We start from the raw sequence: 12,908 nt of genomic DNA on the forward strand, positions 1-12,908 counted from the left end.
TACGACCTATATGGGAGGGCCGCCGCGGCCCCATACCGGGATCGCGGCGGCGTCCGGATCAGACGAAGGCCAGCCCTTCGGCATTCAGGAAGGTGACCTCGTCTATGTCGCCCACCCCGGTGAGGAAGATCATGTCGCGATCCCCGTCGAGCTCGATCTGGAGGTTGTTGCCGAACTCGCGAACCTTGCGGATGCTCGCGCCGCCGAGGTCGATCTCGTCGAGACCCGCCTCGTAGTCGAGGATCACCTCGCGCTCGCGTCGACCATTCGCCGTTTCGTCGCCGAACACGAAGCGGACGGCGTCACCGCCGCCGATTAGGTTTGGATTAGCCGTTCTGTCACAGGGCCAAGCTCCAGTTACCGGTCTTTCTCTACCGGGAATGGGCGCGATGCGATCATCGATGTCTCTAGGGCAAAGGAGCGGTGGTGGCATCGAAATGCCACCTGCATGCCCGCAGTTTGGTTGCCGGACATGGGTAGAACCGTCCGGACAGCAAGCGGCGTCAGTCCAGTTCGGAGGTCGCCATGATCTCCAGCGCTGCTTCGAGTTCGCTCATACGGTCGCCGATGATCTCCTCGAGCCGCGCCTGGTAGGCCGAGGCGATGGGGAGAAGCCGGGACATCAATTCGCGTCCCTTTTCGCTCAGAGACAGGCAGAGGAGCCGCCGATCCGCGGGGTTCGGGGCCTTGCGGATATAGCCCGCCTGCGCGAGCCGCGTGGCAGCGCGGCTGGCCTTGGATTTCTCCAGATTGACCCGGCGCTCCAGATCCCGGATCGAGACCTCCCCGGCGTCGGTGACATGCACCAGCACCCGCCATTCGGCGACCGAGATGCCGAACTCCGCCCGGTAGCGCCGCGCCAACCCGGCGCTCAGCCGGTCGCCCGCCACGGACAGCCGGTAGGGCAGGAAGCGCGACAAGTCGAAATCGGGCAGGTCGTGGTCCATGACATCGTCTCATCTCGGTCGCGGGTAGTGCGTCCCCCTCGCGCAGCTTCCTCTCATTTGCAATGTTTCTTGACATCGTTGCAATCGCAACGAAACTTGGCCACGACTTGAAACGGGCTCGTTCGGGCCGATCAGGGGGAGGGGAAAGATGGCGTCAGGCGAGGTTCCGCAGGAGATGAGGCGCGCGCCAAACGACGACGGCGCGAGACCATCCTACATGCCGGGCTTCGGCAACGACTTCGAGACCGAGGCGCTGCCCGGCGCGCTGCCGCAAGGCATGAACAGCCCGCAGAAATGCGCCTACGGCCTTTACGGGGAACAGCTTTCGGGCACCGCCTTCACCGCGCCCAGCCATCAGAACGAACGGACCTGGTGCTACCGCATCCGGCCTTCGGTGAAGCACACCGGCCGTTTTGCACGCATCGATCTGCCCTATTGGAAATCGGCGCCGCACGTGATGCCCGACGTCACCTCGCTGGGCCAGTACCGCTGGGACCCGGTGCCGCATTCCGACACGCCGCTCGACTGGCTTACCGGCATGCGCACGATGACCACGGCGGGCGACGTGAACACGCAGACCGGCATGGCGAGCCATATCTACCTCGTCACCGAAAGCATGGTCGACGCCTATTTCTACTCTGCCGACAGCGAGCTTCTGGTGGTGCCGCAGGAGGGGCGGCTGCGGTTCTGCACCGAGCTCGGCGTGATCGAACTCGAGCCGCAGGAAATCGCGATCCTTCCGCGCGGGCTGGTCTACCGGGTCGAGCTGCTCGAAGGCCCGGCGCGTGGCTTCGTATGCGAGAATTACGGCCAGAAGTTCCAGCTGCCCGGGCGCGGGCCGATCGGCGCCAACTGCATGGCCAACCGCCGCGATTTCAAGACGCCGGTGGCCGCCTTCGAGGACCGCGAGACGCACTCGACCGTCACCGTGAAATGGTGCGGCCAGTTCCACCGCTGCGAGATCGAGCATTCGCCACTCGACGTGGTGGCCTGGCACGGAAACTACGCGCCGGTGAAATACGACCTGCGGAATTATTGCCCGGTCGGCGCGGTGCTGTTCGACCATCCCGACCCGTCAATCTTCACCGTGCTGACCGCACCATCGGGCGTCGAGGGTACCGCCAATATCGACTTCGTGCTGTTCCGCGACCGATGGTCAGTGGCCGAGAACACCTTCCGCCCGCCCTGGTACCACAAGAACGTCATGTCCGAGCTGATGGGCAACATCCACGGCCAGTACGACGCCAAGCCGCAGGGCTTCGTGCCGGGCGGCATGAGCCTGCACAACATGATGCTGCCGCACGGGCCCGACAACGAAGCCTTCGAGAAGGCCACCCATGCCGATCTCGGGCCGAGCAAGCTCGAGGACACCATGTCCTTCATGTTCGAGACGCGCTTTCCGCAGCATCTGACCGAGTTCGCCGCGAAGGAGGCGCCGCTGCAGGAGTATTATATCGGCTGCTGGGACAGTCTCGAGAAGCACTTCGACGGCACGCCGGAAGGCAAATGGGACTGAGCCCTCTTTTACGACAAGGGCGCGGGGAGGGGAGATGAGCCTCGACAGAAGCTGGGTCGAAAGCGCCAATGAGGCCGAGACCGATTTCCCGCTCAACAACCTGCCCTACGGCGTCTTCTCGACCCCGGGCGAGGCCCCGCGCTGCGGCGTGGCGATCGGGGACATGATCCTCGACGTCGCGGCGCTGGAGCGTGCGGGGATCATCGCGTTGCGCGGAGGCCCCCTGTTGCAGTCGGCCACCTGGAACCCGCTCATGACGGCAGGCACCGAGGCTTGGGCAGCGCTCCGGTCGCGGCTGAGGGAGCTGTTGGCCGAGGGGGCGTCGCAGTCCGAGGCATTGCGCGCGCATCTGGTGTCGCAGGCCGAGGCCCGCATGCACTTGCCGTTTACGGTGGCCGAGTTCACGGATTTCTACGCCAGTCGCCATCACGCCGCCAATGTCGGCACGATGTTTCGCGGCGCCGAAAACGCCTTGCCGCCAAACTGGTTGTCGATGCCCATCGGCTACAATGGCCGCGCCTCGTCGGTCGTGGTGTCGGGCACCGAGATCCGCCGCCCCTGGGGCCAGATCAAGGGGCCGGATGACGCGCTTCCCCGCTTCGCGCCGTCGGAGCGTTTCGACTTCGAACTTGAGATGGGGGCGATCCTCGGCCAGCCCTCGAACGGACCGCTGAGCGTCGCAAAGGCCGATGCGATGATCTTCGGCTACGTGCTGCTGAACGACTGGTCAGCGCGTGACATCCAGGCTTGGGAATACCAGCCGCTCGGCCCGTTCCAGGCCAAGGCGACGGCGACCTCGATCAGCCCGTGGATCGTCACCGCCGCAGCACTTGCGCCGTTTCGCACGTCGACGCCCGAACGCGAGCGCGAACTCCTGCCCTATCTGCAGGAGCCGGGCCCGATGCTCTACGACATCGATCTGGAGGTCGAGCTCGCCCCCGAATGGGCAGGGCCGGTCACCATCGCGCGGACCAATTACCGCGAGATGTACTACTCCGCCGCGCAGCAACTGGCGCACCACACCACGTCGGGCTGCCCGATGCGGGTCGGCGACCTGCTGGGTTCGGGCACCATATCGGGGCCTGCCAGAGAGAGCCGCGGGGCGCTTCTTGAACTAAGCTGGGGCGGCAAGGAGCCGATTGCCGTCGGTGACCAGACCCGCAGTTTCATCGAGGATGGCGATACGCTGCGGTTCAGGGGCCATGCGCGGGGCGACGGGTACCGTGTCGGTTTCGGCGAATGTACCGGCAAGGTGCTGCCGGCGCTGGACGATCCCTACAAGGCCCACTGCTGAGAAGGGCCTCGGCCCGCCGATTGCCTTTCAAGTGCCCGGTACAATTACGAGCCGGATGAGATCGCAGCGAGGTGCCGGCAGGTCGATGTAGCCCACTTCACATCGTCACGCAGATCTTGCCGAAATGCGCACCGCTTTCCTGATACCGAAAGGCTTGCGCGAGATCGGACAGCTCGAAGCTGCGGTCGATCACCGGGCGCAGTTTCAACGCGTCGAGCGCCTTCACGAAATCGAGCTGATGCGTGCGCGAGCCGACGATCAGGCCCTGCAGGCGTTGCTGGCGCGCCATCAGAAGGGCGGTTGGAACCTCTCCGGCGCGACCGGTGAGCACGCCGATCAGCGCGATATGCGCCCCGGGGCGTCCGGCGACGATGGATTGCGCGAGCGTGGCGGGCCCGCCGACCTCGACCACGATGTCGACGCCGCGACCTCCGGTCAGGCGGCGCATCTCCTCGCCCCATTCGGGCGCCTCGCGATAGTTGATGACGTGATCCGCCCCCATCCCGCGCAGGCGCTCGAGCTTCGCATCCGACGAGGAGGTGGCGATCACATGGGCACCCATCGCCTTGGCCAGTTGCAGCGCGTAGATCGACACGCCGCCGGTGCCGAGCACGGCGACCGTGTCGCCGGCCTTGAGCCCCGCATCGACCACCAGCGCCCGCCAGGCGGTTAGGCCGGCGGTGGTGATGGTCGCCGCTTCCTCGTGGCTCCACCCTTCGGGCGCGTGGGTGAACCAGCTCGCGGGCAGCGTGACACGTTCGCGCGCATAGCCGTCACGCCCGTCGCCGGGGGTGCCCGAAAAGTCGAATGGCCGGTCGTCGCCCGCCTGCCAGTCCGGGAAAAAGCAGGACACGACGGAATCGCCGGCCGCGAAGTCGTCCACGCCTTCGCCGACCGCCTCGACGCGGCCCGCGCCATCGGCCATCGGAATCCGCCCGTCCGGCAAGGCCCCCTCGACGGCGCAGACCCGGTAGTCGTGATAATTGAGCGAGCTGGCATGCAGGCGCACGGTGATCTCGCCCGGGCCGGGTGCCGCCGGTTCGGCCACATCTTCCAGCACGAGGTTGTCGAGGCCGCCGGGCGCCCTGCTCGTTACCTTTATCAAGAGCTTGCCTTTCCTGTTGGATGTCCCTGCCGGGGCCGTGCCCCTATTGCTATCATGATCTAGCGCATGCGCCGGAATGTCCCGCCACCTTGAAATTAGGGCGTGGCCACTGGCCGCGCGACGCCGGGATCAGGTCCGGAAATCCGTACCAATCCCAGCGATCGAGCGCAGATGCACCTTCCATTCCAGTTCGAGATCGCCATCCGCCGCGTTCATCTGCACGTATTGCCCGTGCACATGGGCGGCCAGCTCCGTTCGTCAGCTGCGTTGCCCGACGGCGCCACCGGCGCCCTCGGCGGGTCGCCCGGCATGGGCTGCGGCCAGGGTTTCGAGCGCCGCTGCCACCTGCGGATCGGGGGGGCAGGCGCGGCGGGACGTCAGGTCGGTGTGCAAAAGCAGGGTCTCGATCGTCGCCGCGAGAATCCCGTCGGGTTTGGTCACGCGGTGGAACAGCTTCATCTTCTTGCCTGTCGCTTCGAGAAGCTGCGTGGTCACCGTCAGCATCGTGCCGCGATGCACCTCGTCGAGATACCGGATTCGGGTGTCGACGGTGAAGAAGCTTTTGCCCGAAGCGATATAGGCCGCGTCTGCGCCGACCAGCTTCATCAGCGCATCGGTCGCCCAACTGCCCAGTTCGAGATAGGCGGCCTCGTTCATGTGTCCGTTGTAGTCGGTCCAGGTCACCGGCACGGATTTGCGCAGCGTGATCGGCAGCCCATCGAGTTCCCCGCCCTCGGGCAGGCTCCGCTCATGTTCGAGAAGGACGCCGCCCGCACCGCTGCCGGTGCGACGCAAGCCGCGCAGGATGGCGACGAGGTTGTCGTCGCGCAGCCGCTCCAGCGCGCGGGTCGACAGGTGCCCAGACTGCGCATCGGACTGGCGGCCGATCATGTCGATCAGCGCATCGTCTAGCTCGGGCACGTCCATCAGCTTGGTCCGGGGCCAGCCGAGGGTCGGGCCGAACTGCTCGATATAGCTTTGCATGCCGGCCTCGCCGCCGGCGATGCGGTAGGTCTCGAACAGCCCCATCTGCGCCCAGCGAAGACCGAAGCTCATGCGGATCGCGTCGTCGATCTCCGAGGTCGTGGCAATGCCGTCCTTGAGCATCCACAACGCCTCGCGCCACACCGCCTCCTGGAACCGGTTGCCGATGAAGGCGTCGATTTCCTTGCGCAGCACGAGCGGGTGCATGCCGATCGAGGCGACGATCTCGTGAGCGCGATCGCAATACCGCGCCTCCCCCGAGATCTCGGCCAGAGGCAGGAGATAGACCGGGTTGAACGGGTGCACCACCACGACCGGCGCGCCGCGTGCGGCGAGATCGCTGGCCTTGAAGCCCGAGGTAGAGGAGGCGACGAAGCCGCCTTCGGGAAGGTGGCCGGCGATCTCGTCATAGACCGCGTGCTTGAGGTCGAGCCGCTCCGAAACGCTCTCCTGCACCCAGTCCGCCCCCGTCACCGCCTCGACGACGGAAGCGGCGAAGCTCAGCCGACCTTCGGGCGGCAGCGGCCGGTCGTAGAGGGCGGGCAGCGAGGCCCGGGCATTGTCGAGCATCTCGCCGATCTTGCGCTCGGCGTCGGGGTCGGGGTCGAAGACCGCGACGTCCCAGCCGTTGAGCAGGAAACGCGCGGCCCAACCGCCGCCGACGACACCGCCGCCGATGATCGCCGCGCGGCTCATGCCGGCAGGTCACCGGGCGCGCGCTTGCTCAGCCCGAGCTGGTCGCGAACCTCCTGCGGGCCCATGAGCGTGGCCCCCATGTTCGACAGCAGGCTGGCGGCCTTCGCGACCAGCTGCGCGTTGGTCGCCAGCACGCCACGCTCGAGATAGAGATTGTCCTCGAGGCCGACGCGGACATTGCCCCCCGCCAAGGCGGCCGCGGCCACATAGGGCATCTGGTCGCGCCCGAGGCTGAAGGCCGACCAATTCCAGCTTTCGGGCACGTTGTTGACCATCGCCATGAAGGTGTTGAGATCGTTGGGCGCGCCCCATGGCACGCCCATGCAGAGCTGCACCAGTGCCGGGTCGTCGAGCACGCCCTCGCGGACCAGCTGCTTGGCGAACCACAGGTGGCCGGTGTCGAAGGCCTCGATCTCGGGCTTCACGCCAAGCTCGGTCATCTGGGCGCCCATGGCCCGCAGCATAGCGGTGGTGTTGGTCATGACGTAATCGCCATCGCCGAAATTCATCGAGCCGCAATCGAGCGTGCAAATCTCGGGCAGGCAGGCGCGGATATGGGCCATGCGCTCGGTCGCGCCGGCCATGTCGGTCTCGGCCGCGTCGATATCCATGGGCGTTTCGACCCCGCCGAAGGTGAGGTCGCCGCCGACCCCCGCCGTCAGGTTGAGCACCATGTCGATATCGGCCGACCGGATGCGGTCGGTCACCTCGCGGTAGAGATCGAGGTCCCGGCAGGGCGCGCCGGTCTCGGGGTCGCGCACGTGGCAATGCACGATCGCGGCCCCCGCCTTCGCGGCGTCGATGGCGGCCTCGGCGATCTCCTTGGGCGAGCGGGGCACGAGGCGGCTCTTGTCCTGCGTGGCCCCGGCACCGGTGATCGCGGCGGTAAGGAATATCTTGCGGTTCATCTCGAGCGGCATAACGTCTCCTGTCCTCTCGTTACCGGCCCTTCCAGACCGGGTCGCGTTTCTCGGCAAAGGCGCGCGCGCCCTCCTTCTGATCCTCGGAGCGATAGAGCCGCTCGACTGTTTCGAACTGGCTGCCGGTGACGCGGTTCATGGCATCCTGGAACTTCATGTCCTCCGCCTCGCGGGCGATCTCCTTGATCGCGGCGAAGACCAGCGGCGGCCCGGCGGCCAGCTCCTCGGCCATGGCGCGCGCCGCCGTCATCAGCTCGGCGGCGGGCAGGATGCGATTGACGAGACCCCAGCGATGCGCCTCCTGCGCATCGAACCAGCGGCCGGTATAAAGCAGCTCCATCGCGATATGATAGGGGATGCGCTTGGGCAGCTTGATCGTGGCGGCATCCGCCACCGTCCCCGACTTGATCTCCGGCAGGGCGAAGCTGGCGTGATCGGCGGCGAGGATGATGTCGGCGCTGATCGCCAGCTCCAGCCCGCCGCCGCAGGCGATGCCGTTTACCGCGGCGATGACCGGCTTGTTGAGCCCGCGCAGTTCCTGCAGCCCGCCGAAGCCGCCCTTGCCGTAATCGGCATCGACCGCCTCGCCCTCGGCGGCGGCCTTGAGGTCCCAGCCAGGGCAGAAGAATTTCTCGCCCGCGCCGGTGATGATCGCCACCCTCAGCTCCGGGTCATCGCGAAAGGCGGTGAAGATCTCGCCCAGCTCGCGGCTGGTGGCCGTGTCGATGGCGTTGGCCTTGGGCCGGTCCAGCGTCACCTCGAGCACCGCACCGCGGCGCTCGGTGCGCACGTTCGAAGATGTCATCGGCTCTCTCCCATCCTGATGAGCGCGTCCGCCGCCACGGCATCCGTCGCGCGGCAGATCAGCGGGTTGATTTCGACCTCCTGCAGCCGATCCGCATGAAGTCGGACAAACTCCTGCAGTGCCATGACCGTATCGAGCACGGCCTGCATATCGGCTGTTGCCCGCCCGCGATAGCCGGTCAGCAGCGCGGCGGTCCGCAGCCCGGCGAGCGCGTCCGCGACTTCGTCGCGGCTGGCGGGGATTAGCATCGAGGCGGTGTCGCCGATCAGCTCGGTAAGGATGCCGCCGAGCCCCAGCGTCAGGACGAAGCCATGCGCCGGATCGCGGATCACCCCGACGAGAAGCTCGGCCACGCAACCCGTGATCATTTCCTCGACGAGAAAGCTCTCGGCCGGCATCGCCTCTGCCGCTTCGCGCACTGCCCCGGCGCTGGCCAGGTTCAGCGCCACCGCCCCGGCCTCGGTCTTGTGGGCGATGCCCTCGCCCTTCAGCACGACCGGGAAGCCGATCGCGGCGGCGGCGGTCCCGGCCGCCTCGGCCGAGGCGGCGCTGGTCGATTTCGGCACCCGGATTCCAGCCGCGCGGAGCAGCACCTTGGCCTCGGCCTCGAGGTAGATGCGGGTCGCGCCCTGCACCTCCTTCGGGATCAGCACGGGCTCGGGCATGGTGCCGTCCCGGGCCCCGCGCCCCCCGATCCCGGCGGCGGCGCGGACCGCGCAGAGCGCCTCGCCCATGCCGCAAAGCGGGGTGATGCCGTGCCGCAGCGCCCTTGCCGCGACCGCCTCGGGCAGCCCCTCGGCCAAGAGCGAGACTAGCGCCATCGGCGTGCCGGTGGCATCTTTCGCAGCCGCCGCCGCGCGCAGCACCTGATCGTATTCAGGCGCGTCGAAACGGTCGTCGCGGGGAAAGTCGATCACCACGCAGCCAAGCGCCAGATCGGCATCGCACAGCGCGGTGAAACAGGCCGCGAGCGCCGCCTCGTCGCCCCAGATATAAGTGTTGTAATCGAGCGGGTTCGCGAGCGCGACCTTGGGGCCGAGCGCGGCGCGCAGCGCCGCCCGCTGGCCCGGTTCCAGCGGCGGAAAGACCACGCCCGCCGCCTCGCCCATATCGGCCATCAGCGACGCCTCGCCGCCCGAGCAGGAGGCCGAGGCGATGCGCGTCGAGGCCAGACCGCCGGTCACATGCAGAAGCTTCAGCGTCTCGACCAGCTCCGCTGGAGTGTCGACCTGCGCGATGCCGAGCCGCCGCAGCAGCGCCCGCGCGCCGGCATCGCTGCCGGTGACCGAGGCGGTGTGCGACACCGCCGCCGCCTGCGCCTGTCCCGAAGTACCGACCTTGAGCGCGGCGACGGGCTTGCCCACCTCGCGCGCGCGGCGGGCAAGCCGCTCGAAGGCGGGCAGGTCTCCGATGCCCTCGATATGCAGCCCCAGCGCGGTGATGCGCGGATCCTCGAGCAGCGCGATGCCCAGATCCACCAGCGAGGTCTGGGCCTGGTTGCCGGCGGCGACGACGACGGCCAATGGCAGGCCGCGACGCTGCATGGTGAGGTTGATCAGCACGTTCGAGGACTGGCCAATGACGGCCACGCCGCTGTCACAGGGCGTTATCCCATGCCGGTCGGGCCACAGCGCGACCTGATCGAGCGCGTTGACCATGCCGTAGCAGTTCGGGCCGAGCACCCGCATCCCGCCCGCTGCCGCGACCAGCTCGGCCTGCAGCGCCGCGCCGTCGTGCAGCTCGGATACCGCCTCGCTGAACCCTGCCGCGAAGCACACCGCGCCGCCGCATCCCATGGCCGACAGCTTGGCCACGACCTCGACCGTCCGCATGCGATTGACGCCGATGAAGGCGGCGTCAGGCGTGCCGGGGAGTGCCGCGAGATCGGGATAGGCCAGCAGGCCACCGACCTCGGCTTTCCCGGGATGCACCGGCCAGATCGGCCCGGCGAAGCCCGCCGCCCGGCACTGGCGCACCACGCTCTCACACCAGGTACCGCCTCCGACGACGGCGATGGCGCGCGGCGAGAAGAAGCGGCTGAGCGGCTCCACGGATCACGCCCCCAGCGGCCGGAAGAGCTCCCGGCTGATGATGTGACGCTGGATCTCGGAGGTGCCGTCCCAGATCCGCTCGACCCGCGCGTCGCGCCAGAAGCGCTCGATCGGCAACTCGTCCATCAGCCCCATGCCGCCATGGATCTGCAGCGCCGCGTCGGTCACCCGCGCCAGCATCTCCGAGGCGTAGAGCTTCGCCGAGGCGATCTCGCGGTTCGCCGGCAGGCCCTGGTCGAGCCGCCAGGCCGAGGAGAGCGTGAGCAGGTCGGCGGCGTCGATCTCGGTGATCATGTCGGCAATCTGGAAGCTGACGCCCTGGAACTTGCCGATCGGCTGGCCGAACTGCTGGCGCTCGGCCGCGTAGTGCAGCGCGTGGTCGAAGACCCGCCGGGCGCGGCCCACCGACATCGTCGCCACGGTGATCCGCGTGGCATAGAGCCATTCGTTCATCACCGCGAAACCACCATCGACCTCGCCCAGCACCTGCGCGTCGGGCAGCCGGCAGTTGTCGAAGTACAGGATGCAATTCTTGTAGCCGCGATGCGAGACCGAGTTGTAGCCGCGCGCCACCTCGAAGCCCGGCGTGTCGCGGTCGACGAGGAAGCAGGTGATGCGCTTCTTCGGGCCGCGCGGGGTCTCGTCGACACCGGTGGCGACGAAGACGATGAAGAAATCCGCGTGGTCGGCGCCCGAGATGAAGTGCTTGGAGCCGTTGATCACCCAGTCGCCGCCATCGTGCGTGGCGGTGCATTTCATGCCGCGCACGTCCGAGCCGGCATCGGGTTCGGTCATCGCCAGCGCGTCCATCCGCTCGCCGCGCACCGCGGGCATCAGGTAGCGGTCGACCTGATCGCCCTCGCAGGCCATCAGGATGTTCTGTGGCCGGCCGAAGAAATGCGTCAGCGCCATCGAGCCGCGGCCCAGCTCGCGCTCGACAAGGGCGAATTCGAGATGCGACAGGCCCGGCCCGCCGACGCTGTCGGGAAAGTTGGAGGCGTAGAAGCCCAGATCGATGACCTTGCGCTTGATCTCCTGCGCGATCTCGGCGGGCACCTCGCCCGCTCGCTCGACCTCGGCCTCGTGCGGATAGATCTCGTTTTCGACGAAGCTTCGGACGGTGGAGACGATCATCTCCTGTTCGTCGCTCAGACCAAAATTCATGTCGCACCCTGTAGCATAAGTGAAAGTTCGGGCTTCGGGAGCCGCGCGGCACGGGGCCGCGCGGCAGGGGGGCGGGGCGCTCAGCGGGCCCAGGCCCCCTTGCGCATCAGGCGCACGGCGCGCAGGCCGACAAGGGCCGTGACCACGAGGATTAGCGGCTCCGAGAGCGCGGCGATCGACGGGTCGACATTGTCGCGCAGGCCCATCCACATGCGGCAGGGCAAGGTGATCGTCTCGACCGAGGTAACGAGGAGTGTCACGCCGATCTCGTTTCAACTCAACAGAAAGCACAGAATCTAGGCGATACTTGCCCGCCGGCACCGCGGTGGTCTGAAGGCAGGGCGCTCGCGGCCTCTTTTACGGAATCTAGGCTTGGAACACCTCGGCGGCGACTTCCCTCCGAGACATTTGCGGGCCGTGGCGTTCAGCCGGTCGCGGAAGTCGTGGTCTGAGAGTTTGCCGATGTAGCGCTCCCGGAACAACCAGCGGCGGGCGCGGCCATTGGTGTTTTCGACCGTGCCTTTCTGCCAAGGCGCGGAGGGATCGCAAAACCAGCTTCTCGTGCCGATCTCGGCTTGCAGGTGCGGCCATGAGACGAACTCGGTGCCACGGTCGAAGGTGATCGATCTGTGCGCGGGCTGGGGCAGCGCACGGATCGCGGCGGTGACCTTGTCCATGACGGGCCGTGTCCGTTTGTCGGCGCTCTTTAAGAGTACGGTGAACCGGCTGACGCGTTCGACGAGCGAGGTCAGGTTGGCGGACCCAAACCGCTGCCGGAACAGTATCAAATCGTTCGGTGCGCTTGCGGGGCTCCACGGCAGCCCCGGTCACACCTCACCCCAGTGACCGAACTGGGAGCGCTGCGCGACGGCCCCGGGCCGAAACAGGATGCTGACATCGCGATGGAATTTCGGCGCGCGACGCTTTCGGGCGCCGGGCCTTGCGATGGGTCGGCAGATACCACCACAGCTCTTCGTGCATACCTTCTTTGGCGTAGATGTAGCGATAGATGGTTTCCTGGCAGACCCGCAGCGGCGCGCGCTCGATGCGCATCCGGCCGGCGATCTGCTCCGGGGTCCAGCCGTCCTTGATCCGATCGACGACTTGGTCACGCAGCTGCGGATGGCGGATCAGCTTGCGCTGCCGCGCCCGACGATCGCTGGTTCTCAACTGCGCGGCCATCGCGAAGTAGCCCACGACCTTGGGCATGCAGGAGTCCTGGAAATGATTGCGCCTGAGCTCGCGGAAAATGGTCGAGCGGTGACGCTGCAATATCCGCGCCATCTCGGTCACGGACACCCTGGCATGGCGCCAGCGTTCGATCTTGCGGCGCTCCTCAAGCGCCAACTGCGCGTAGACACGTCCCATACTGGAAAACTCCTGCTTGATAGGGCATTGTTTTCAAATAAGAGTCGCAGTTGGAAGT

11 protein-coding genes and 1 pseudogene are annotated in these 12,908 nt (G+C 67.2%); 2 read left to right on the plus strand and 10 right to left on the minus strand.

Going from position 1 to position 12,908, the window contains the following annotated elements; genetic code table 11:
- Positions 1 to 58: 58 nt before the first annotated feature.
- Together LOS8367_RS10655 and LOS8367_RS10660 are read right to left on the minus strand one after the other, a co-directional pair.
- A complete protein-coding gene (locus LOS8367_RS10655; RefSeq protein ID WP_085896490.1) occupies positions 59 to 289 on the minus strand; it encodes a hypothetical protein in 231 nt (76 codons plus the stop codon).
- A 214-nt stretch (positions 290 to 503) separates the two neighbouring features.
- Positions 504 to 947, minus strand: a complete 444-nt coding sequence (locus LOS8367_RS10660) for a MarR family winged helix-turn-helix transcriptional regulator (RefSeq protein ID WP_085896491.1) — start codon at positions 945 to 947, stop codon at positions 504 to 506.
- A 175-nt stretch (positions 948 to 1,122) separates the two neighbouring features.
- On the opposite strand from LOS8367_RS10660, the gene hmgA reads away from it, so the two are divergent.
- Complete coding sequence (gene hmgA / locus LOS8367_RS10665) at positions 1,123 to 2,463, plus strand: homogentisate 1,2-dioxygenase (protein ID WP_242665565.1); 1,341 nt, start codon at positions 1,123 to 1,125, stop codon at positions 2,461 to 2,463.
- 34 nt (positions 2,464 to 2,497) lie between these two features.
- Positions 2,498 to 3,757 (plus strand): fumarylacetoacetase, encoded by a 1,260-nt coding sequence (gene fahA, locus LOS8367_RS10670; protein ID WP_085896493.1) that lies wholly within the window; start codon positions 2,498 to 2,500, stop codon positions 3,755 to 3,757.
- A gap of 97 nt (positions 3,758 to 3,854) precedes the next feature.
- Here the strand turns inward: fahA and LOS8367_RS10675 are convergent, their stop codons facing one another.
- The 8 genes and pseudogenes from LOS8367_RS10675 to LOS8367_RS18680 all read right to left on the minus strand — a co-directional run bounded on the left by LOS8367_RS10675 (position 3,855) and on the right by LOS8367_RS18680 (position 12,850).
- Positions 3,855 to 4,862 (minus strand): zinc-dependent alcohol dehydrogenase family protein, encoded by a 1,008-nt coding sequence (locus LOS8367_RS10675; protein WP_085896494.1) that lies wholly within the window; start codon positions 4,860 to 4,862, stop codon positions 3,855 to 3,857.
- 258 nt (positions 4,863 to 5,120) lie between these two features.
- The gene (locus LOS8367_RS10680; RefSeq protein WP_085896495.1) at positions 5,121 to 6,542 is read right to left on the minus strand and encodes a carnitine 3-dehydrogenase; all 1,422 of its coding nucleotides are present in this window, start codon (positions 6,540 to 6,542) and stop codon (positions 5,121 to 5,123) included.
- Positions 6,539 to 7,462 (minus strand): 3-dehydrocarnitine:acetyl-CoA trimethylamine transferase BcoG, encoded by a 924-nt coding sequence (bcoG, locus tag LOS8367_RS10685; protein WP_085896496.1) that lies wholly within the window; start codon positions 7,460 to 7,462, stop codon positions 6,539 to 6,541. The genes LOS8367_RS10680 and bcoG overlap by 4 nt, the downstream gene beginning before the upstream one ends.
- Before the next feature lie 19 nt (positions 7,463 to 7,481).
- Positions 7,482 to 8,267, minus strand: a complete 786-nt coding sequence (locus LOS8367_RS10690; protein ID WP_085896497.1) for a carnitinyl-CoA dehydratase — start codon at positions 8,265 to 8,267, stop codon at positions 7,482 to 7,484.
- Positions 8,264 to 10,318 (minus strand): acetate--CoA ligase family protein, encoded by a 2,055-nt coding sequence (locus tag LOS8367_RS10695; protein ID WP_085896498.1) that lies wholly within the window; start codon positions 10,316 to 10,318, stop codon positions 8,264 to 8,266. The genes LOS8367_RS10690 and LOS8367_RS10695 overlap by 4 nt, the downstream gene beginning before the upstream one ends.
- 3 nt (positions 10,319 to 10,321) lie before the next feature.
- Positions 10,322 to 11,482 (minus strand): acyl-CoA dehydrogenase family protein, encoded by a 1,161-nt coding sequence (locus tag LOS8367_RS10700; RefSeq protein WP_085896499.1) that lies wholly within the window; start codon positions 11,480 to 11,482, stop codon positions 10,322 to 10,324.
- Positions 11,483 to 11,562: 80 nt separating this feature from the next.
- Complete coding sequence (locus LOS8367_RS18675) at positions 11,563 to 11,742, minus strand: ABC transporter permease subunit (RefSeq protein ID WP_242665566.1); 180 nt, start codon at positions 11,740 to 11,742, stop codon at positions 11,563 to 11,565.
- 36 nt (positions 11,743 to 11,778) lie between these two features.
- Positions 11,779 to 12,850: pseudogene (locus LOS8367_RS18680) on the minus strand (IS30 family transposase).
- Between the last annotated feature and the right edge of the window lie 58 nt (positions 12,851 to 12,908).

Origin of the sequence: Limimaricola soesokkakensis (assembly GCF_900172345.1) — a bacterium.
Taxonomy (GTDB): Bacteria; Pseudomonadota; Alphaproteobacteria; order Rhodobacterales; family Rhodobacteraceae; genus Limimaricola; species Limimaricola soesokkakensis.

Coding starts and splice junctions, on each gene's coding strand:
- bcoG (WP_085896496.1), bottom strand. CDS start 7,462: ATGCCGCTCGAGATGAACCGCAAGATATTCCTTACCGCCGCGATCACC.
- LOS8367_RS10700 (WP_085896499.1), bottom strand. CDS start 11,482: ATGAATTTTGGTCTGAGCGACGAACAGGAGATGATCGTCTCCACCGTC.
- hmgA (WP_242665565.1), top strand. CDS start 1,123: ATGAGGCGCGCGCCAAACGACGACGGCGCGAGACCATCCTACATGCCG.
- LOS8367_RS10690 (WP_085896497.1), bottom strand. CDS start 8,267: ATGACATCTTCGAACGTGCGCACCGAGCGCCGCGGTGCGGTGCTCGAG.
- LOS8367_RS10680 (WP_085896495.1), bottom strand. CDS start 6,542: ATGAGCCGCGCGGCGATCATCGGCGGCGGTGTCGTCGGCGGCGGTTGG.
- LOS8367_RS10660 (WP_085896491.1), bottom strand. CDS start 947: ATGGACCACGACCTGCCCGATTTCGACTTGTCGCGCTTCCTGCCCTAC.
- fahA (WP_085896493.1), top strand. CDS start 2,498: ATGAGCCTCGACAGAAGCTGGGTCGAAAGCGCCAATGAGGCCGAGACC.